This window comes from Mangrovibacterium sp. (assembly GCF_041596335.1).
Classification (GTDB): Bacteria; Bacteroidota; Bacteroidia; order Bacteroidales; family Prolixibacteraceae; genus Mangrovibacterium.
The window spans coordinates 21,938-43,039 of the sequence record NZ_JBFHIT010000041.1 but is presented as its reverse complement, the minus strand read 5'-3'; the positions used below and the strand labels follow the sequence as shown (position 1 = coordinate 43,039).

22 protein-coding genes and 1 other RNA gene are annotated in these 21,102 nt (G+C 42.5%); 2 read left to right on the top strand and 21 right to left on the bottom strand.

The annotated features are described in order from the left end of the window. Together ssrA and ABZD21_RS14040 are read left to right on the top strand one after the other, a co-directional pair. Positions 1–252: a transfer-messenger RNA gene (gene ssrA, locus ABZD21_RS14045) on the top strand; the annotation flags it as partial. Positions 253–377: 125 nt separating this feature from the next. Then, positions 378–1,598, top strand: coding sequence for a tyrosine-type recombinase/integrase (locus ABZD21_RS14040; protein WP_372775681.1), 1,221 nt, complete (start codon positions 378–380; stop codon positions 1,596–1,598). Between the two features lie 286 nt (positions 1,599–1,884). Here ABZD21_RS14040 and ABZD21_RS14035 read toward each other — a convergent pair whose 3' ends face one another. The 21 genes from ABZD21_RS14035 to ABZD21_RS13935 all read right to left on the bottom strand — a co-directional run bounded on the left by ABZD21_RS14035 (position 1,885) and on the right by ABZD21_RS13935 (position 20,734). Continuing rightward, complete coding sequence (locus tag ABZD21_RS14035; protein WP_372775679.1) at positions 1,885–2,277, bottom strand: hypothetical protein; 393 nt, start codon at positions 2,275–2,277, stop codon at positions 1,885–1,887. Between the two features lie 254 nt (positions 2,278–2,531). Continuing rightward, positions 2,532–3,065 (bottom strand): hypothetical protein, encoded by a 534-nt coding sequence (locus ABZD21_RS14030; protein WP_372775677.1) that lies wholly within the window; start codon positions 3,063–3,065, stop codon positions 2,532–2,534. Then, positions 3,062–3,472: an N-acetylmuramoyl-L-alanine amidase gene (locus ABZD21_RS14025; protein WP_372775675.1), complete on the bottom strand. Its 411-nt coding sequence runs from the start codon at positions 3,470–3,472 to the stop codon at positions 3,062–3,064. Before ABZD21_RS14025 ends, ABZD21_RS14030 begins: the two co-directional genes overlap by 4 nt. Beyond that, positions 3,469–3,918, bottom strand: a complete 450-nt coding sequence (locus ABZD21_RS14020; RefSeq protein WP_372775673.1) for a phage holin family protein — start codon at positions 3,916–3,918, stop codon at positions 3,469–3,471. Before ABZD21_RS14020 ends, ABZD21_RS14025 begins: the two co-directional genes overlap by 4 nt. A 117-nt stretch (positions 3,919–4,035) precedes the next feature. After that, a complete protein-coding gene (locus tag ABZD21_RS14015) occupies positions 4,036–5,610 on the bottom strand; it encodes a hypothetical protein (RefSeq protein WP_372775672.1) in 1,575 nt (524 codons plus the stop codon). 32 nt (positions 5,611–5,642) lie between these two features. Next, a complete protein-coding gene (locus tag ABZD21_RS14010) occupies positions 5,643–7,370 on the bottom strand; it encodes a hypothetical protein (protein WP_372775671.1) in 1,728 nt (575 codons plus the stop codon). A 21-nt stretch (positions 7,371–7,391) separates the two neighbouring features. Then, a complete protein-coding gene (locus tag ABZD21_RS14005; RefSeq protein WP_372775669.1) occupies positions 7,392–9,179 on the bottom strand; it encodes a hypothetical protein in 1,788 nt (595 codons plus the stop codon). A 123-nt stretch (positions 9,180–9,302) separates the two neighbouring features. After that, positions 9,303–10,496, bottom strand: a complete 1,194-nt coding sequence (locus ABZD21_RS14000; protein WP_372775668.1) for a hypothetical protein — start codon at positions 10,494–10,496, stop codon at positions 9,303–9,305. Then, positions 10,493–13,750, bottom strand: coding sequence for a phage tail tape measure protein (locus tag ABZD21_RS13995; protein ID WP_372775666.1), 3,258 nt, complete (start codon positions 13,748–13,750; stop codon positions 10,493–10,495). Before ABZD21_RS13995 ends, ABZD21_RS14000 begins: the two co-directional genes overlap by 4 nt. A 111-nt stretch (positions 13,751–13,861) precedes the next feature. Then, a complete protein-coding gene (locus ABZD21_RS13990; protein WP_372775665.1) occupies positions 13,862–14,173 on the bottom strand; it encodes a helix-turn-helix domain-containing protein in 312 nt (103 codons plus the stop codon). After that, positions 14,170–14,532 (bottom strand): hypothetical protein, encoded by a 363-nt coding sequence (locus tag ABZD21_RS13985; RefSeq protein WP_372775664.1) that lies wholly within the window; start codon positions 14,530–14,532, stop codon positions 14,170–14,172. Before ABZD21_RS13985 ends, ABZD21_RS13990 begins: the two co-directional genes overlap by 4 nt. 110 nt (positions 14,533–14,642) lie before the next feature. After that, entirely contained in the window at positions 14,643–15,080 is a 438-nt protein-coding gene (locus ABZD21_RS13980; protein ID WP_372775663.1) for a hypothetical protein, read from the bottom strand. Beyond that, positions 15,055–15,525 carry a hypothetical protein gene (locus ABZD21_RS13975; RefSeq protein ID WP_372775662.1) on the bottom strand — a complete coding sequence of 157 codons (471 nt, stop codon included), beginning with the start codon at positions 15,523–15,525 and terminating at the stop codon, positions 15,055–15,057. Before ABZD21_RS13975 ends, ABZD21_RS13980 begins: the two co-directional genes overlap by 26 nt. 30 nt (positions 15,526–15,555) lie before the next feature. Beyond that, positions 15,556–16,326: a hypothetical protein gene (locus ABZD21_RS13970; protein ID WP_372775661.1), complete on the bottom strand. Its 771-nt coding sequence runs from the start codon at positions 16,324–16,326 to the stop codon at positions 15,556–15,558. Positions 16,327–16,446: 120 nt separating this feature from the next. Beyond that, complete coding sequence (locus tag ABZD21_RS13965) at positions 16,447–17,289, bottom strand: DUF6712 family protein (protein WP_372775659.1); 843 nt, start codon at positions 17,287–17,289, stop codon at positions 16,447–16,449. Beyond that, positions 17,270–18,637, bottom strand: a complete 1,368-nt coding sequence (locus ABZD21_RS13960) for a hypothetical protein (RefSeq protein ID WP_372775658.1) — start codon at positions 18,635–18,637, stop codon at positions 17,270–17,272. Before ABZD21_RS13960 ends, ABZD21_RS13965 begins: the two co-directional genes overlap by 20 nt. After that, a complete protein-coding gene (locus ABZD21_RS13955) occupies positions 18,634–18,858 on the bottom strand; it encodes a hypothetical protein (RefSeq protein WP_372775657.1) in 225 nt (74 codons plus the stop codon). The genes ABZD21_RS13960 and ABZD21_RS13955 overlap by 4 nt, the downstream gene beginning before the upstream one ends. Before the next feature lie 106 nt (positions 18,859–18,964). After that, positions 18,965–19,096 (bottom strand): hypothetical protein, encoded by a 132-nt coding sequence (locus ABZD21_RS13950; protein ID WP_372775656.1) that lies wholly within the window; start codon positions 19,094–19,096, stop codon positions 18,965–18,967. A 141-nt stretch (positions 19,097–19,237) separates the two neighbouring features. Beyond that, a complete protein-coding gene (locus ABZD21_RS13945) occupies positions 19,238–19,711 on the bottom strand; it encodes a hypothetical protein (RefSeq protein WP_372775655.1) in 474 nt (157 codons plus the stop codon). A 28-nt stretch (positions 19,712–19,739) separates the two neighbouring features. Further along, the gene (locus ABZD21_RS13940) at positions 19,740–20,195 is read right to left on the bottom strand and encodes a thermonuclease family protein (RefSeq protein WP_372775654.1); all 456 of its coding nucleotides are present in this window, start codon (positions 20,193–20,195) and stop codon (positions 19,740–19,742) included. Next, entirely contained in the window at positions 20,195–20,734 is a 540-nt protein-coding gene (locus ABZD21_RS13935) for a hypothetical protein (RefSeq protein ID WP_372775653.1), read from the bottom strand. Before ABZD21_RS13935 ends, ABZD21_RS13940 begins: the two co-directional genes overlap by 1 nt. Between the last annotated feature and the right edge of the window lie 368 nt (positions 20,735–21,102).

Here is a 21,102-nt window from a genome sequence, read left to right as displayed (position 1 = left end):
TATTCCGAAACAAGGTTTTGGAACGAGACATCGCCCGGATGCTAATGCTTTGAAGCGGTCCGATCAGGCGGTGCAAGAAAATCGAAGCTAGTTTTAGTGAGGCTCTGGCACTCTTACGAAAATAAAAGAGATAAGGTAAACATTGGTGGCCCTGATCCGGTGTTTATTCGAAAAACAAGTCTGGGGATAAGCATGTAGAAAGCTTGTTGCTTCCTCGTTTGGACGCGGGTTCGACTCCCGCCAGCTCCACTAAAAATAAAACCACGCTGTAAATCAGTAACATACAGAAGTTAAATGTATGTTGGTTTTGTTTTTATGTATGTTTTCTTGTTTTGATAGTTTTTTTGTGTTGGGGAACGCGGGAAAAACTGAGAAAAATGAGAAGACAAAAATTGTTTAGAACACCTTATTTGTATGATGCCGGTGGCGACATACAAAAACCGTGGTGGATTGAATTCGGGTACCGCGACCCGAAGGATGGGAAAATGAAACGCAAGCGTTACCAGGAAGGATTTGCGGAATTGCGTACAAAAAAAGCCAGGATTGAGCTGGCAGATGTGCTTATCAAAAGTATTTCGGCTAAGCTGCAACGTGGGTGGACTCCTCTCGACGATAGCAACAACCAGGTTGTGTATGTTGACGAGCTGGAGTATCATCAGGCAGCAATGGTGTATGGCCGCAAACGGAAAGCGAACAAGAACATCAGGTTCTATGCAAGCGAGTATATCACGCAAATCAAGGATACCAAAGCAAAAAAAACTTTCGAAAGTTACCGGGGAAAAATCCGTGAGTTCATTGCCTGGCTCGAAAAATCGAAATTGGTTGATAATGACTTGTCAACATTTGACAATGCGGTTATCCATCAGTTTTTTGATTACCTGATTTCGGAAAGGAAACTGGCCAAGCCTACAGTTGAAAAATACAGAATTACACTTTGCAAGTTCTTCAGGCATTTAATAAACCGTAAAATACTGGTAGAGCATCCGGTTCATGATATCGATATTCCGGAAACGGATGAAGATTTTTCGGCCATGCCTTTTTTGGATGACGATTTGGAGAAATTATTACCTGCAATCCGCGATGAAGATCCTCAATTATTTTTGGCGGCGCTGCTGCAGTACTATTGTTTCATCCGTCCGGGTAACGAACTGTTAGGATTGCAGGTTAAGCACGTCAATTTTTCAGCACGGACAATATTTGTCCCGAAAAATATTGCCAAAAAACGGAAAGAGAGGGTGGTTGACATCCCAAACAAATTATTTGACATACTTCAGTTGCACGGAATTCAAGCCTTTGGGAAAGAAATGTTTGTGATTGGCCCTAACGGACGACCAGGCAAACGGCAAATTGGTATTAATACACTGCGCAACCGGTTTAATTTGTATCGGGAAAATCTTGGATTGTCGATTTCATACAAATGGTATTCGTTCAAGCACACGGGAGCAGGTAAATTATTGGAAAGTGGTGCAACCTTGGTTGAGCTGATGAATCAACTGGGTCACTCTGATTTAGCTTCAACATATAGGTATGTGAGACAGCATTTTGGGGAGCGGTCGGAGCATGTGAGGGATAAGTTTCCTGATCCTCCGGGATTATGATGAATTGCATGGATGTTATCTTTTAATTTAGAGTTTCGGGATTGATATCCAGAAAATCGGGATAATATATATGAACCACCCCTACCCTCGCACCGACAAACGCACTCCTCCCGAAAAATCGGGATAAACTCTCCTTCGAATAAAAGGAGGGGAAATTTAAGTACACTAAAAAAGCCGTCCCTTTTGGAACGGCTTTTCAGAATTAAACTAACTAAAACCTAACTTATGAAAAAACTTATACTTGATAAGTATTTTTATACCGGAGCCGGTTGCCAGCCGGAGCCGGTTAACAATTATCTGCTGTTAATGGATAACCATAGTTCGAATTTTGTTGATTGATTTTAGATGCGTGCTTTTTAATATTGTTAGCTGCATTCATCTTATTATCAGAAGGCGGCTTTTTTAATACGTATTTTCCTTTAAAACTATTATCAATCGTAACTGCTGCAGGAATCTTTACTGGAGTAACTTCTTCAGCTACCAGATTATTCACTTCAAATAGCTCGCAACTGCATAGATCCGCAACAGCGGTATATTCAACAGCGAAAACGGTTGATACCTGGTCCTGCGGTGCATACTGAAGCTCGTCAGTTTGGAATTGCGGGATGGGAACCGGCGGAGGCGAAGCATAGCAGGCCACCGCAAACATAAAAGTCATGAGAATCAAAAAATTTTTCATCGGTGAAATTTTTAAATTGTTATTAATTGAAAATCGAATTTATTGGGAATTAGGGAAAAAGGAAAGGACAGGTTTGCGGGATGCAACCCGGCATCCCGCTTTACAAACCCATTATTCAAACTGTCGATTAATTTCGTTTGATTGGGACCATCGAACTAAATGTTTCTGGACATTGTTTGTAAATAATGTAAATAATTAATGAGAACGCCGGGTATATTGGTCAGCCGCCCGTAACTGTTTTATTTTGAATAGGATTATAGAAGCGGGAATTTGCCAGTAAGCTTGCGGAAAAAGCGCGACCAGATTAGAAAGCCAATAACAGCGACGAAAACAATCACTACAATCAGTTTCCAGGGAATGTATTTTTTGATTTTGGTCTTTACTTCGGTTTCATTACTTATTACCTGTTCAGTAACCAGGTTGACGGTTTCGCTAACTTCGCTCTCGGCTGTCTGTTTAAGTTGTATTTCTTCAACAACTTTGGTTGTTTTATTTTTACCTGAAATAATTTGGCGTTTGATTATTTTTTCAGCGTATTGCTGGCCCAGCGAATCGGGTTTACTAAGTTCGGTAATGGTTTCCTCAATAAACGTACTGTCGGTTTCTGTTACACTCCCGGCAAAGGTTGAAACCGCCTGAGTATCTGTTTTAGCAACCACTTCTTTTGAAGTATTCAGCTCTGAAACTGTTTTAATTTCAGTTTCACTTTTTACGAACTGTTTTTTTGTTTGGCAGGAATTGAACCACAATAGGCACAATAGGGCACATAAGAAAAGTTGGTTTTTCATAGCCGTAATTTTTCATGAACATTAAAACTCGGACAGGCTTTGTTGGCATAATCGTTATGCCCACTTAGTTTTATGATTGTTGGATATCGTTCTTTCAGGTACCCAATCAGCATTTGAACCGATTCGAATTGCGCCGCCGTGAAGTTGTTTTCAGCGCGGCCGGTTTCGCTTATGCCGCCAACCATGCATATGCCGATGGTTCCGCTGTTGTGGCCTTCGCAATGTGCGCCAATTTGCTCAACAGGGCGGCCATCTTCCTGCGCTCCGTTGCGGCGAATGATGTAGTGATACCCAACGTCGCGCCATTTGTTTTGTTGCACATGAATTTTACGGATCCAGTCGGCGCCTATATCCATGCTTGGTTTTGTGGCGGAACAGTGGATGATGATTTCGGTTAGTGGTCTCATTGTATATCTTTTTCGTTTAAATCAATTCCGGTTTTTTCCTTTACTTCTGTTCGCATGTATTTACTGAGCGCCCGGAAAACCGGCCAGTCGGAAATTACTGTTGCGTTTTCGAGGATTGACCAAAATTCGAAGCCCACAAAAAACCAGGCTGAACATTTGGCAAAAGTGATCCCTTGAACGCCCATTTCAACATCGATACTGTGTGCAAGGCTGATAACAGTAAAGGCAAGCAGCAATTTTGACCCGGTGCGCCAGAGTTTTTTGCTTTGCACACCTTCGCGCTTTACGAACCCAGCCCATGCGCCGGTAAATAAATCTATTATAATTGCTGCGAATGTTACTATTACAAATCCCTCTGCAGGGGCGAAATAGCTGGCAGCAGCAGCCAGGAAACCGGCAATAATGTTGCCGACATGCAGAATTACAAAATTGATTGTGCGATCCATCTTCAAAAAGCGTTTGTTTTTTTATTAGAAAATAGCCCGCCAGTTGCCTTAAGGAAAGGACAAAAAAAATGGGATCTCGTTTTTCAAAATCCCATTTTATTATTGATAAATTTTGTTTTAAAGTACGGTCCAGCCTTTGGCTGTGGCGATGGATGGGTCACTTCCTGCGTACCCGTCATTAGATGAAACATCTAATGTGTAAGTTGCACCACTAACGGTTGGCAATTCGGTGTATATATCATTTAGGCATCCTGTTGTAAGTGCGGCATATATCAAAATTGTGCTTCCGCCTGTCGTCCAGCTTGTGTGACTCCAATCAAATGCAATATTTGTAAGTTTGTTTAGTTTATTGTAAATATTTACTCCCAATTGTATGGAAGCGACTTTAAATTTTGGAATTGCTATTTCTTTTATATTAGGATAATCTGAGGCTACCATGTAAAAAGACCCAGAGATACCAGTTGACCATTCATAATCTCCTGATATATATTCCAAAGCATTATTTCCCGAAATTTTCCAGAAATAATTTACAAAAATAGATGCAGCATTTCCGATAACATAATCTGGTAATCTTATTTTTTTAATTGACATATTATTTCCTGCAATTACGCTAGTAGGGGAATCGGTTGCTCTAGGCCATTCAAGTTCATCTAGTGAATAACAGTCTGTAATTACTTTTGGCTTCCCTGCAAACCCTTTTGTTTCGCCATTAAACTTTAATATTTTTAACCCATAACATTTATTTGCAAATGAATCGAAATTTGCATTTAACAACATTTCAGGTAGATTAAAAGAAAGTAGCCTTGGGGATTCGGCAATAAACCCTTGAACATTTGTTGCGTTTGGAAAACCGCCTATTACAAGCGATTCCAATAATGAATTTTGGTAGAAACAGAATGTGCAATCCAACACTGAATTTATAATTGGAATTGATGCTGATTTTAATTTTGTATTTCGGAAAGTGCCATATACCGTTGTCAATAATGGTGCAGAAAAACCTGTGGAGAATGTAATTTCCCAAAGGTCAGAAATATAAAACATAGATTTGATGGTTGACAATTTAGGCAACGATATATCAAATGTGAATTGCTCGATGCTACTGTTACTAAACATCAATTCCATTGTCGTCAATTCGTTTAAAGTGCAATAAAACTTGACTTCTTTTATTGATTTATAATACTGGAAAGCCCCATATAACTCCTTCATGTTTGGCGTGTTGGCATACATTGCAATTGTACCGACCTGAAATGCAGATGAACTTGCAGAAGACACAAGCTTTGTGAAATAGCGGCCTGCCGTAACTATTGAGATTACCATTTTCACAAATTGCGTAGGTGATGGCGGAATTGCAATAGAGGCATAATGCGTGGAGGTGCTACTTGAAGTCACATCTCCCAAAAGGTTTTCATCGCTATCATAGAATGTATATTTCAACGCACTTGACGCGTTTATTGATACTGTCATTTTATTGAAAATGCTCATCAGTGTACTATCCATTATAAAAATAATAGTTTCGGGCGGCACATCGATGTCGACTACTGTTATTGGTGCCACAAAAGGGACATTTGGGTTAGGTATATAGCCATTTTCAACCGTGCAAATATTTTCAGGCGTGAAGCCCGCAGCCGGGCAAATTACGTCCATCAAATCCTGATCTAATTTTAGGTTTCCAACTTTTATGTAATGTGACATTTTTTGATTGATTAATTATAAATGATTATTGATTAAATAAAAACTCCGTACAGGCTTACCAATCCGGCAGCAGTTGCGGTTATGGTTAGTTTTGTGTAGCGAGGCATATCAGTATTCAGGGCAATGTCAACTGTTGCATCAGTACCCTCACAAACCATTGAAGTAAATTTCATGTTGTAAGGAACATTGTACACAAACTCATCACCGGCTTCTTCAAAATCCAGGTGGAGTTCAGGAGGAGCAGCTCCGCCGGTTCCTCCACCATCTTCACCGTCTTCACCGTCTTTCACATCAAAATCAAATGTTGTTGCATCAGTGAATGTTATGCGGTAGGTTTTGGTAAGGCCAACCGTTGTATGAAGCACAATGGATGCAATGCCGCGGCCATCATCACCATCAAAATAATCAACTCCTTTAACAGGTGTTACTCCATCATCACCATCCTCTCCATCCTGCACGGTAAATGTCGAGGTTGTTGCATCAGTGTAAGTAATTGTGTAAGTTTTTGTAAGGCCAACGGTTGAAGTGAGTACGATTGAAACAATGCCGCGGCCATCGGTACCACCTCCACCTGCAGTAATTTTTTGCCAGATTCGGTTTTTTATTGCGTAAAATTCATCTGCTTCGAATTCGCCAGGGATCGAAAGTTCCTGTTTGTCGGTAATTTCCAACAACTGTTTTGAATTTTCGGCAATTGTAACAGGCGGGTGAGTGTCGCCAATTACGCCAACAATGATGGCGGCGGCGTCGTTGGTATAGCTGTCGGAGGTTCGCACAACAATTGTGTCGATGTGGAGGCGGCCCTGTTGTGGCATCCAGCTGTCGAGGGCATCGAGTTCGGCAGGTGCAGCAGCATAGGCATCGGCAAGGCTTGTATATTGTGCGCTTCCCATTACCGATATAATCTTCCGGGAAGCAGTGCCAATCTCGTTTGTGGCGAAAATATGGTACAGCACATAATTCATATCGTCCGCCTGAACTACTGCACCGCCCGTGTTGAAGCAGATGCGGGATGCGCCTTTATATATAGCATACCCGGCAACATTGTGGTAACGGGGTACAAAACCCTGTTGATACAGAATCGGCAGGCTGTCGGAACTGGAGGCAATGGTGAGTTCAAAATCGTCATGCAGCATAACGCCGCCCACAACACTGAATTTGGCGTGGGCATTGTCGGAGCCATCGCCGCCAAAGCTTGAACCAGTAATTACAAGTCCGCTTTTTCGCCGGGCATGGAAAGCCTCGTGGAGATACATGTGCATTTGTGGCTGCCACTCCGATCCGTGTCGGTCGTCGCCGAAATGGAGGGCTTCGTTGTTTGTGGCATCCCAATAAACGTGGGCAATAACTGTTTTTGTTTCGTAAATTTTTGTTTTCTGCTCCTCTGTGGGATTGAGCAGGGAAAAAACCTTTTGCGAATTTTTCTCCGGATCGAAATCGAAATAAAAAATATAAAGCCCTTCTGAAATTATTTCAGAAATATCAATCGTTTCGATGGCATTTTTGATATGGAAATTAAGTTTGTTGCGGAACTGGAAAAATGCGAATTTATAGCCAGTTGGGGCAATTGAAAATAATTTTGCGCCATTGTCCCAGTTTAGTACTGTGTCGGGAGCCCCTGCAAACCAAAACCCACTCCACCTCATAAGTACAGGATCGCGCCAAAGACTGTCGATCAGGTCTTTTATTTTTTTGTTTGTCCACCCTTCCCGCGGGGAGTTCAGTAAGTTTGAAATTAATTCGTACTTTCCGTATTCCATTTTGTTTGATTGATTTTACTTTTAAATTTTATAACCCCTAATTGTTGTTTTGCCGATGCTGTTGAACCCTATTTCGACATCCATTTCATCGATAATAAATTCGCCTTCGCGGGTGCTGAATTTGCCCGTGATATTGTTGGCAACATGCAATATTGCGTTTATAGGCATGTTAAAAACTGCCTCTACCGCGAGCCTGTTTTTCCACATCCTCGCCCATTTTTCCCATCTTTTTTTGAAAAGTCCATTTTCGCCCTCCCAATACAGGCTTTTTGTGTGTGTCGACGTGCCGTAGATGAATCGCAAAGAGAAATCGTTGTAGGTGCTTGCAAACATTTGAAGGTTTCCTTTCTGCCGTACAATAGGCATATAGTGGTTATATCCGTCATATTGCAAGGTAGAAGCCGGTGAATTTATCTCCTCTTCGTCATCCGCTGTGCCATAAAAATAGGGCTGCAACCCTGTACTGACAGCCACCCATCCCACTGCATCGGCCTGCACATTTTGCTGGTATTCGGTTTTTTGGGTTTCGGCTACCCACTTGTATTCATACACTTTATTATCGGAAAGCACGAGGCGGAGCTCACCAATTTCGGGTGTCAGCAGCAACAAGTCGGAATAATTGTCGACCGGTTCTCCGTAATCTTCGCGGCGGTGGCTCAGATCTTCGAAACTGTCGCCAAATTTCCCGTCGTCTTTATCATATTCCTGCGTGAATTTCAGGGTAACATCTTTTGTTTCGTCGATTTCCCAGGTTTCGATATGATAATCATCCAATTCAATCGTTGTGCTTTCGGAAACCCCGTTCCTGTCGATGATGTCGACTCTTTTCCCGCTTTTGAAAAAGAAAATATAGTTGAGCGTATTTTGCACGCCCAGTATAAAATTCTTGAAAGAAACCTTTGGGAGCAGATCAGAATAATTGAATTTGACAACTTCCCACAGCGTGTTTGTTACGATGTTCAGATAATAGTCTTCGTAACGCTGATTGTCTTTGTTCCATTGCTGCCAGTATTCTTCTGTGGTAATAGTAAGCGGGTTTACAATGTTGAAATTATTGTAAATTTTTATGTTTTTCAGGAACGACGTATCGTAGTTGTCATCGTCGGTCATGTCGTTCCTGTCGACAAAAAACTGGTTGAGCCTCATGCTCTCATTTATGGCGTAACGCAAATAAATGAAGGGCGAAATAATGCAGGCTGATTTAATGTCGGCAATATTGTAATTATTTACAATCCACCCGTAGTTTTCGAAGTGGTCTTTTTGAAAGATAGACCAGCTTTCGTCGCGGGTATCAGTATAGCCATCTTCATCGGTATAGTTTACAGGCGCCGGTACTTCCGACCCATTCCCTTCCCAGAATATAGGATTCTTTATTTTTGATGTCTCGTAATTGTCGATGTCGTCGTTGTATTCTTCTTTGTGTTCAAAGTTTTGCGCTGTTGGCCAAGCGAGCTGCGTGATGAACTTGTTTTTCATTTCGTCGCCAATCACTCCAATGTCGCATTGCAGCCATGCGCTATATGATTGTGCTGTAGCTTTCTGGATTTGCAATGTGCCAGACAGCAGCAGAGCGCCACTCCATCTTGCCTCGAAACCTGGGAACTTTGCAGCGTTACCTGAGATATATTTTTCAAACCTTTCGGGGTAGCCAAACAAAGCCCTGTTGTTGTCGTTTACCGGAATTTCGATTCCCATTCCTACGTCGCCCGACACTATATCTGTTTTGCAGCACGGGTTGATGAATGTTATCCGTATGGATGCGGATTCGTCGAGCAAAAGATCGCGGTTATTTATTTTAAATTCGAGCATGGTGAGTTTAGGGTTTAGGATTTAAAGTGTGTGTGGCGGGAATTACCCGCTCCGCTTCGCTCGTCCCCCTTTGCAAGGGGGACACTACCAAAATGATGTTTTTGTGTTCGTTCATGATTCTTGTCAATAAGCTTCTTCGATTTCAATTTCCACCGATTGAAGGTCGGAGATTGAATCGGTGAGGTCGAGTTCGGTGCTTGTGATGATTACAGGCACCAGTACATATTGTGAAATATCGGTAGAACCATCGGCCGGGGGGATGGCGAGCCAGGCATTTTGGGTGTCGAGCAAAATATCGATGGCCTCCATTTCGGCTTTTGTTTTGAATCCGCTGTTGATTGTCCATTTCCGGGTGCGCGATTGTCCGCCAACAAAGCGGGTGCGGTTTTTTGTTGTTTGCCCCGACTGAAACGGGCGGGAAGTGACGGTGCGTTGCCCCGTTGGGTTGTATTTTACTGCGCCGTTAAGCCAGATTGTATCGATGCCGCCAATCTTGTTATCGACAAAAAGGTAATAGTTGTTTTCCTTGTAGTCGTGGTCGATGATGAAAGTGCGTTTTTCGACATTGGGTGTGCTATCGATCCATACTTCGTAATAGAGCAGTTTTGCGCCGGAGATATAGGGGTAGAATTGCAGTCCGCGTGGCTGTACGCTGAACTCGAACATGACATCGTACCACAGCGTGCCGTCGCCTGAATAGTTGACTGTACTGCCATCATCATAATATGCTTTTGCCTTGAGTGAAAATGCGAGCGTAGTTGTTGGCGATTTCCACCACAATTTCACGGGAGTGTCGGGGCCTATGTATTGTGTAGTTGGCATGTAGGTGAGGAATTTCCCGCCCTCGGAGAAATGCGTGAACCATGTTTGCCCAAGTTCGTTGAGCCGGGCGAGCATCAGGCTGTCGAGCTTGCCTTTGACGACAAAGATTGTCCCCCACACAGCCTGGAATGATTCCTGAAGGTTTCCGTCGCTGTCGATATAGCGTTCGCCTGCATACAATTGCACGTCGTACACCTGGTTTGGGTAACCGTGCCAGCGTCCTTCGTACTCGTTGGGTATAGGCCATTTTAAATCGACATTTACCGGCTGGTCGACATAGCCTGATATGTCGAATTCGGCTTCGCTGTTGTCGTCGGGTGCAATTGCATCGATGAAAGGAGATCCAAAAAGCACATTGTCGGCGCTCACTATTTTGAGCAGTATTTTATAGTCGGTAGCGCCGGAAGGGATGCCGCCTGTTGTTGCCACCACTTTTATGCGGTTGCCGGAGAGGTGGGTTGAGGTGTTTGTTATATCGGAAAGTGTGATGCTCATAGTCCACGTGTATTTTGAATTTCTGTATAGTTTTTATCTGATTTGCGGATGTCCTCGATGGAGGTGTAGATTTTGAGGTTTGAAATTACTGTGGCAAGGTCGTCGAATTTTTTGAGGATGGCGGGGTCGGAATACGAACCACCCCCTGCCCCATCCTTGGAAGAAGAAGGGGGGGAAATGGAATCAGTTGGAGAAGCGAAACCGCCGGAGGAATAGCCTTTGGCTGGGATGGCCTGAACGATTTGGCGAAGGTCGAGACGGGCAAGGGATCCGTTGCGGCGGGCGATTTCCATAATGTCGATGATGGGGCGGAGTTGTGGGTTTTTTGTGCCTTCCTGCGGGATAACGTATTCCTCTTTGTGTACGATTCCTGCGGGTTCGTATTTTCCTCCGGAACCTGTGTCGCCACCGGCTGAAAATTCGGGGATTAGCTTATTAAAAAGAAACCCGGCTGCCCCACCGGCTATTGCAGCAGCAATGATATTGATTGGAAACGGTACACTTTTCAGGGCCTTTAAAGCAGCAATTGTAACGGCTTCCGCTATATAAGCCTTAATTTGTTGGCGGATAGAGTTAAGTATTGCTTTTCCAGCGTCCTCAATTGTTTCTGCATTTTCGATGGCAGCCATACCTGATTCAACAGCAGCGCCTATTGCAGCTTCTTTTGCTTTTTCCCTGGCTTCTGTTTTCTTTTCTTCGGATTCAATGGTTGCTTCAGTTTGTTTATCAAGCTTTTTCTGATAGTCGTCCATGTATTTGTCCATATCCGAATCGATATCGGCAAACATTTTCTTTTCATCTTCCAGAATTCTTTCAGTAATCGACTGAGAAATTTCCATCATTGCGTCGAACTGTTGTGACCAGGCTAATTTTTTATCGAGGATTTGACCTTCGATGGAAAGAAAATCCTGGTTATGCTTTTTGTACAGCTCGCGCATGGCTGTAAGGTTTGCCAATTCGAGCACGTACATTTCATCATCATACTGTTTTTTAGTTAGTTTTTTCTGAAGAAACTGTTCTTTTAGGATGTTTTGTTCTTTGGTGAAAGCAGATTCAAGTGATTTTTTGATGGCTTCGAAATTGCCTGAAGTTACAAGTCCTCCGCCACCTTCATCTGGTCGTTTTTTTAATTCAGTATCAACATTTGTGAGATGCTTTTTAAGGTTAACAAGGCGTTGCTGATTGGTTTTATTTTCATCTTCCAATTCGCGTGTGATAGCAATAGCTCTTGCGTTTGCTTGTGCCGTTAGATTAATCTTCTGAATCTCAGTAAGGTTTTTTTGTTTCCTTAATTCTGCAATGCGTTTAAGTTCAGCATCTTCATCAACTGCTTTTTTTGCTTTCTGTAACAAAGTAGCATGGAAATTTTCCTCCTCTTTAACCTGAGCCTGTAAATCATTTTTCAGGTTTTCGAGCTGTTCTTTTGAAAGATTTTTAACGATGGATGCTCTTTCTTCGAGGGTTTTGCTTTGGCCCAATAATTCATTACCTCGTTCAATTTCGTCGTTGAACCTTTTTTGTGATTTTTTTGCATCATCGGCTTTTTGGCTAAAAAGATAGAAAGCGGTTGCAGCGGTTGTAAGCAAACTGATTATTAAACCAACTGGATTTGCTTTTATAGCTGTATTAAAACCTTTAGTTATTGTAGTGGCCAAGGTAGTAACACTGTTGTATATTTTTGTGGACCAGGTTGCGGCATTAACTGCAATTGTGTAGCTTCCAATTGCAACAGCGGCGGTTATCAAAGCTTTGCGATTGTCGAAAAGAAACTCAATAGTTATACCCAACATTTTTATCATTGCTGATCCCTTGTGAATAACTGAAGTGTAAGCTGGAGCTAAGCGCTCTCCCAGTTCACGCTGCATTTGTGCAAATACTTTCTGTGCTTTTTCGAGGGTTGCCTGAGCATTCTGGTTTTTTGTATTGAATTCCTGTTGTATTGAAGTTCCTTTCACAAATTCGGCATTGCTGTAGGCTTGCTTTTCGCGGAGTTTGTCGATGTTGTTACCAAGCGTGCTGAGCACGGCTGTTGAGCGTGCGCCATCCAAACCAAGTTCGCCAAGGTTGGTTGCCATTTCGGCAAAACCGTCGCTTGTTCCTTTTGCACCTTCCAATACTTTGATGAAAGCCTCATTTGCATCGGTGTCCAAAAGCTTTGTGAATTCAGCCACTTCTATTTTTGCAATTTTGGCATAGCTGGCAGTTTTTGTGAACATGGAGCTAATGACCTTTGCATAAGTAGTTCCGGATACTTCGGAAGTTTGCCCCAGCTCGTCAAGTGTAGCTCCAAGCCCAAGTACCTGGTCGATTGAAATACCGGCAGCCGGTGCGATACCTGCTACCCGCTTTGCAAATTCAACCAAATAGGCTTCGTTGGCAGTTCCGGCAGCACCAAGACTGTTGATGGCGGATCCAACTTTTAGCAGGGATTGTTCAATACCGAATTTATCCTGAAGCTTGAAAATATCGACCAATTTACCAAGCTGGTTGATTGATTCTTCCACATCGCCGCCCAGGTCTTCAGACAAGGCTACCTTTATTTTATCGGCAGCACGAACAAACCCGAGTACATCTTTCTCTGCAGTTATTCCGAGTTTTCCGGCAACTCGCGCCAGGTCGAGTAAGTTTTGCTGAGAGGTTCGCGTGTCGATTTTCTCCAGTTCCTTGTTTAATGACATTACCTGGTCTTTTGTTAGCCCGGTAGTTTTCATTACGTCTGAAACCTTATCGTCGAATTCGGCAAAAGCTTTTATTGATGACTTAATTGTGAATGCAATACCAGTGAGTGAAGCGATGGCGGCGGTTGCCATGCCAAAATATTTATTGAACCCATCGGCAACCCGGGAAGTTAGTGAGCGCTGGGTTCGGAGTTCATTTGATATTTTATTCAGCTCAGTACGCACCAAGCCCATTTTTTTACCGTAGGCGATATATTCTTTTGTGCCACGGTTGAACTTATCTTGTTCCCTTGACAATTCGCGGAGGGCTTGCTTAAGTTCTTTTGGTTTTGCAGTTGAAAGATTTTTAAGGATCTCGTTGGTGTCGAAAGTAGCTTTCCGAAACTTGGATGCTTCCTTTTGAACTTTCTTCATCTCGCGTTCAGCATCCTTCATGCCTTTCATGTCGCCACCGGCCATGGCTTTCTGCATTTTTTCGCGCCACTTGTCGGCTTCGTTTTGCAGGTTTTTCAGGGCTGATTTTGCCTGTTCGTCGTTTAGATATACCGGAATCCTGGCTTCTTCGTTTATGGCCATTGTATTTGCAGCTTTATTTTAAGCCAAAATACAATTGGGGTTGGGGGTTGGAAAGGACAAATTTAATGCGTGAATGCGTGAATGAGGGGATGCGTGAATGGAAGAATTTTGCTAATTTTTAGGAATGTTTTCAGGGCGGCGGCCAAGTTCGGTCATTGCTTTTTCGAAAAGTAGGTTTAAATCGGTTTTGCTGTCGCGGTCTTCAAAAAAGATATTCACTTCAACTGCCTTGAGTATTTTTAGCCAGTTGTCGAGGCTGGGACAGTACCTCAACTGAAACATGCGGCTCACGTTTGAGCGTTGCAAGCCTGTTCGTTCGGCAATTACTTCCTGTGTTATGCTTTTTGATTTGGCAATTTCTGCCAAAAAAAGCACCAGGGCTTTCCAAGTGTCCTGGTGCGGATTTCTGATTTCGTTATTCATAATATTTCGATTTCTGAATTATTTCTGAACTCTTCGTAATAATTTCCGCCTGCGTGAATGGTGCAGCGACCAGTACCGCTAAGGTGAAAGTATGGAGAAGATTTTTTCTGGTCTTTTTTCAGGCCAAAAGCAGTTCCTGTAATTTTTTGATATTGCTCGGATGTAACATTACCAAAGTAATCAACGCTTTTACGTGATTTACTCCAGTTTGCAGTTAATTCAAGACTAATTCCTTTTACCCTTATTCTAATAATTTCTGGATTGGCTGCAATAATTGGTTGCATTACTTCGGTACGAATTGCTTCGTTGGTTCCTGACTGAAATTGATTCCCTTGTGTTAATTCGTTGAATGTTGTCATTTTTCTTTTTGCCGTATTGTCCGGTTGCCGCCCGGTTTCTTTGTTATTGATGAATCAAAGATAAGCATTATTTTAATACGTTGTATCAAATATGATACATTTTATTAAAATTATTTTATTTTTTTTGAACGGGCTTGTTCGTATTTCAAATCGTTGACCGGGTGCATGGCAAAAACAATTTGGCTGGCCACCTGTTCGCCAAATTTTTCGACAAGGATTTCTTTCAGTCGCATCACTTCGCGGTAGAAAACGCGGGAGTACCACTCTTTGCGTTTGCGCACCACATCGTAACCAACATCGCCATCGTTGCCTTTGAATATTTCGCGGCCAACGCCCATATCTACAAATACACCGTATAATTTAAAAGAAAACTCTACTTTATCCACGTCGTTACCGGCAGCGGTAAAAAGGGCATTTTCAAGGCTTTTATATAGTTCGCCAGTGTCCCAGGCTTTAAGTTCGGTAATGCGTTCGCGCCAAATTTTCAGGGTAATATCGGCCCATGCACGAACGGTTTCTTCTTTATTCCATTGTCCAGGCTTCGGCATCGAATACAAGGTTTACCGGGTTTTCTACATTGAATATAAAATATAGTCCGCTGCAACCAGTTGCGAACGCCGGAGGGACTTCGTAGAAGCGCACACGCTCCAGGTCGAGAACCTGTATCGAATTTTTATCTTTTATGAGGCGGCTCATAATGTGGTGGTAGATTGTTTTTGCTTCTTCCAGCACCGCAGCGCGTTGCTCCATGTTGCCATAATCGGCTTTTCCCAAAATAAAAACAGTGTAGGGCCGCCGTTCAAAATATCCGCCATTGCGGAAGGTGGTCCCATCCTGGCTATCGTCGACAGCAAAGAAATATTTTTCGCGGCGCGAGTTTTCCAAAATACCTTCGAGGGCATTCAGTCCGCTTACTTTTACAAACTTGTATTTATCCTTGAGCAAATTTAACTGGCCGTGGAGCTGCTGCAGGTATGGAATTGGATTGAACATGTCAATTTATTATTGATTGGTGATTATTGATTATTTGTTGTTTTTATAGGCTTCTTCGAGGCGGGCGGCATCGAGGGCGCGTTGCTCCATCTCGTCGAGGGCATTCCAGACGGGTTGGTTCATTAGCTGGTTGTTGAGTGTGATGTTTCCGCCGGATAACTGGTGGATCATGCCGTTAATGTAGTTGCGCACATTGAAATCGCCCGATGATTTTTTGCCCGCAAAAAGGTTGGGGCAGCGTTTTGGCACCAATGCCCGGAAACCGATGTACCACATAAAAACCGAATTTTTAACAGCTGGATCCACTTTTGCAAACTGCTTTGCACGGGATTGTATTTTATCGGAGTTCCACCTGTGCCAGGGGCGGCGGTAGAGAACAGCCATAAGTTTGTTCAAATGTTCGTCTTTCCGGGTACCCACAAAAGCAAAGTAATAGTTTTCGGCCATCAGATATTCGCCAAAAGTGGCATTGTACAGGCGAAAATGCCGGGCGCGGGCAAAATTAATCCAACGCACCGGGCGCACTTCTTCAGTGTCGAGCAGAAAGCGGCATTTTTCGGCCATTTGTGCCAGCAATTCGGTATCGATAATTGTGGGTTTCCGGATTGATTTGTGTTTGAAATACATATCATCCCCAATCCCTGGGGATTTTACAATCTTCAAATTACTCAAGAACAAGAAAGCTTTTATAAGAAATTCAGTTTCGGAATATCCCATCAGGAATAAGCGGGAAATGAAAATTAGTTGCCTTTGTGTAAGGTTAAGTAGGGTTGTTGGAATTGTTAGTTTCAATGCTGTCATTTTTGTATTTCTTTTTAAATTGTCCGGAAAGCCACTTTAGATCATCTGTGGGCGCAAAAAGTATCCAAAGAGAAAAACCAAAAACCATTTTTATCCTTCGCCAGAGATAATATTTGTTTTTCATTGATATATGCTGCTAAAGATTTGGGAATCGGCGGTGTTGGTATAGTTTTCCGACATGCGGGCCAGGTATTCAGAGCTATTGGAATAGGTTGTGAAACTTGCCAAATTATTGTCGATATAGCGCAGGGCATCGGCGGCAATTTTACGAGCTGCTTCGTGGTTGCCGGTAAGCAGGCAACCAAGGCTTTGTTTAATCAACAGCGACACCTTCAGGTCATCGGCTCCCAAATCTCCGTCGCGCTGCTTTTCAATCAGTTCGGCAATATAATCGGAGCTGAGCACGGGTTCAATTCTAAGCATTGTTTCCTGGATAAGTTTCGGTCGCAGCTTCAGGAAATCTTTGCGGGTGCCTGTCCATTCGCTAAAAGTTTCGAGTTCGTGGGCAGTTTGGATAAGGCAATCAGAAAGGATGCTATATGCAGGGGAACCTTTCCAATCATCGTGATAGATATCTGTTTGCTCAAGGAAATCAATCAGGTTTTCCACTTCGTTGTCGCGGCGGATAAGGCACTGTTCGCGCAGGCGTTCAACACGCTCTTTGCTGGCCGGTACACGGTTGTTGGCACTTATAACACCAAACCCTGAATTGGTATGCACCAGGTCGAGAAAAGGGATGGCATCCCAGTAGGCGTGGTTGGCAATTACGCTTATGCAAAGCTGCAGCAAGTCGGCATCAGCAAAATCTTCAATGTCGATGGCTGCATACAAATCTTTGCCCAGCACATTGTTTTTAATCCACAATTCGGCGCTGTTGCAGTAGGGCTTCAGGTCTTCAAATTTTTCGACTTCGGCAGCGGTTGGCATGGCTGCTATGAATTGATCAATCGTTGTTAGTATCATCGGGCTGTGTTTTTTGTGATGTTTCTTTGGCGTCGGTTTTTTGGTCGAGAGTAGTGAGCATGAGGTCGGGAATATCGAACTCCAGTTCCCATCCGTTGAATTCGATAAGCACATAATAGGGGCCCATCATAATATCGCGTGGCAATTTCTCCATAGCCTGTTTCATAGTGAACAGCTCGCGGGCTTCGGTGCCGTTTATGTTTTTCCCTTTCCCAGGGGAACTGCCAATTAGGGATGGATGCACACCCATTGCATAGCTGACAATATTGGCGGCCTCTTCGGCATCCTCAATGTAGTCGCCACCTTCCTTTTCGCCACCAACACGCTCGATGCGGACCATTTTTTGTTCCTTGCCGTTGGGGTCGATATAGTAGGTGCTGAACCAGCTTTTGTTTTGGTTTTCGACACCGGAAAGAAAAGATTTTATGTTTTCGATTTCGAGTTTTTGGCGGGCTTTCTTTTTTTCAGGGTCGGTAATTTGTTCGGTCGAAAACAGTTTATTGAAATAATCTTTGTGCAATTCAACCAGGTACTTAATAACCATGCCATTTTTCATTTTGGCAATTTTGGCGATGGGTATCATGGCTTTCAGTACCGACCACCCGCTGTTGAACGTGCTGGCATAGTATGGGAACGGATAATACTTCATTCCCGGTGTTGGAACGCGGTTGACGATTGCAAAAATACGTTCCTTGGTTGGCGTGTCGTTTTTGCCCGTTTTGGGGTTTGGTTCTTTTCCGAAGCGTATCATCAAATCGCCAATCGGGTCGTCTTCGTCGAGCAGCGGGATGGCGGTCACATTTTCATCTTCAGGTTTGTCTTTCCAATTGGCATAGAAAATATTTTCGATGCGGCCAGTGTCGGGGTTGCAGGTTTCGAAACGGCAGTTGATGGCTTCTTTGTGGCGGATTTGCACCACTTTTTTTCCTTCGTTATCGACAATGAGTACCAGTACCGAAAAGAAAAAATGTTTCATGTCGGTAAACTGTTCGCTCCAGTACTTTACCATGTTGTTGCGGCGGAAGAAACGTTTTATTTCGTCGGTGGCAACCGGCTGGCCTTTTTCGGTAACAACAAACCCACGGCCATAGGCTGTAGCAATGTTGAACCACATGTTTGAACTCATTACCTCGTCGGCACGTATTTTTTCGAGCATCTGGCAAGGCTGCTCATTGTCTTCGCCCCAGGGAACGTAGCCGCGATAACCTTTTTTAATGTCTTTCGGCTTCACGTCTTCATAATCGAAGATATTGCGAGAATCTTCGGTAAACACTGCACCAAACTTATCGACAGGTCCGTCGATTTCGTGGATGCCCAAACTTGTAAATTCGTCGGTAATATTTTTCATACGAAAACCTCCTCTCCGTTAATATTGAAAATGTGCAGGGCTTTTACTTTCCGGAACTGTTCGGAATCGAGCCACTTAAAGTTGAACGAGTTGTTGTGGAAATTGGAACTTGTGCACACCACATTTGTTGCTTCAACAATTTCGCCATTCTTTTTCCAGAATGAAATATCGATGGGCTGGTGTGTTTCGATTATTTTTCGGGCTTGTGCCAGGTGCAGCATATCTTTTTTTTTTTGGAAAGATAGTGGGCGGGGCGGTGGTGGGAAAGGACAAAGAGGGATGGGTGAATGAGGGAGTGGGTGAATGAGTGATTAGGTAAAGAAGAAATCAATCGACAAAAAAAGCCGAAAGGATTTCTTTGATGTCTTCCACCAATGAAATTCTTTCAGCTTCAGGTAAATCTTGTTTTAACTTTTCGAGCAATTTATCTAATCGCTCCTTGTATTTTTGTGTATTCATAAAAGCCCCTCCCATCTTATTTGCACAACACAATTCCAGAAGGAATAAATGTATTAAGACAGAAAGGGCCAATTTTTGACCCTCCTGTCCTTCTGGAATGAAAATAAACGTTGTGTTGTGCGGTGTAAAGATAGGAAAAAGTTATTTTGTGAGATATGAAATTTCGCCATTTTCATATTTAGTAGCCACACCGTCCATAATCAACCACGACGCTCCAGCCAAAGAAGATTTAGGTCCACAACATTCAATTGGCGAAGATTTTGAATCAAATTCCTCAATTGTGTATGAAATAAGGTCGGGCGTATTGTACTTTCCGGTGATTGTTAAAATTGAAAGATCTTCTTTTTTGTCTATTTGAACCGAAATTTTAACATCAACATTGGCTATTTTTCCCATCCCGTATTTACAAGTTTTCATTTTTGTTACAAGTATGTAGAAATCTTTATCTACGGTTTCGAGAACAAATCCGTTATTTAATAAAATTCTTCCAATTTTTTTTAATGCTTCAGGTTCAGCATCAGATGTTGAAACAAGAATAACATTTGATTTTTTTTGAGCCTGTGAAAAAGAAATAAATGGTAATGCTAAAAGTAAAGTGAACAGTAATTTTTTCATAATGATTTTGGTTTTAAGGTTTAAATAATTATTTATGGCGGAAATCCCAAGGAGCAATGGCATCATTGTGCGACCAAAGTCCAACTTTATTTTTTCGGGCTTCAACTTCTAATTTGGCCAATTCTGGATCTTTGTTGTATTGCTTATAATGCCAGGCCATTCCTTCCTTTATGAGCTGGTTGTTAATGCAGGTATCGCCTACAAAAACAAAAGCCAACATTCTTCCATATCTATCAGTCCCGGATTGTTCGACCCTGACATTTTTTTGAAAACACAAATCGACTGTTGCCTGCTTGGCACGTGTTCCAAAATCTTGTTTAGTTTCCGGACAATCAATTCCTTCAAGGCGGATTTTAATCTGTTGATTTTCATCAGTCAAAACAACTATAGTATCGCCATCGGTTACACCAATTACCTTTGCTGTAAAAGTTGTATTTGTGATTGATAAAAACAGTAACGAAATAATAAGAATTAACTTAGTCATCACTTAACATATGTTTTGTTTCCCTTACTGTTTATATAATATTTACCACCTCTCGGGCCAGTATAAATTGTTCTGCCAGAACCTGTTGTTCCTGAACTTTTCGCTGGGGAAGAAGCTGCTTTGGATGGCGTGGAATTTGGTTCATAGGTAGATTTATGTTGCCAGCAATATTCTGAGCCTGCATCTGCTTTTCTTGAGCATCGAGTACCTTTTGATGTGATAGCCTTGCATTGTCCGCTGGTTTGCGGGCTTTCAGTTGTTTCTTCAACTAAGTTCTGGGGTTGTGGGGCATTTGAATTGCTATCAATTGTGGCTAATTTCTGAATAAGTAACCTGGTTTCATTTTTAACCTGATCCAGTTCAGTTTTCAGTAATCCATTTTCTTTTTTCAAAGAATTTATTTCAGTCATTGTTTCTGACTGCGATTTCTCCAGATTTGCGATTTTGAGCTCCAAATCTTTTTTTGATTGGGCATCAATTTGGGTCACAAGCAAGGAAAATAGCACGATTAAATAATAAGGAAGAATTGATTTTTTCATGATGGTTTTTTAAGGTTTATTATGAACCAAAATTACAAAAATTTTTGGGGAAATAAGTTGGTTGGACTTTTGGTAATTTTTTCATATACGTACCAGTACGAGCGGGCGAAGTAGTGGAAGTGTTTGAAAAACTGGCAAACAAACCCGGTAGAGCGATTGCAAATGATGTAAAGAAATTTGCATTTTATGCAATAAAATTTGCGTAAAACGCAATAATCGCGGAACTCCTTTTCTGGCGCGCCCAGGATAGCACATGGCTATCCCTGCGGAGTTGTTGCGGTACAACGTCTAAACCCTCGTTTTTTCAGGTCTTTTTAAGCCCTTCACCTCAAAAAATATCGGAAAAAATATCTGGCTCTTATGCGCGC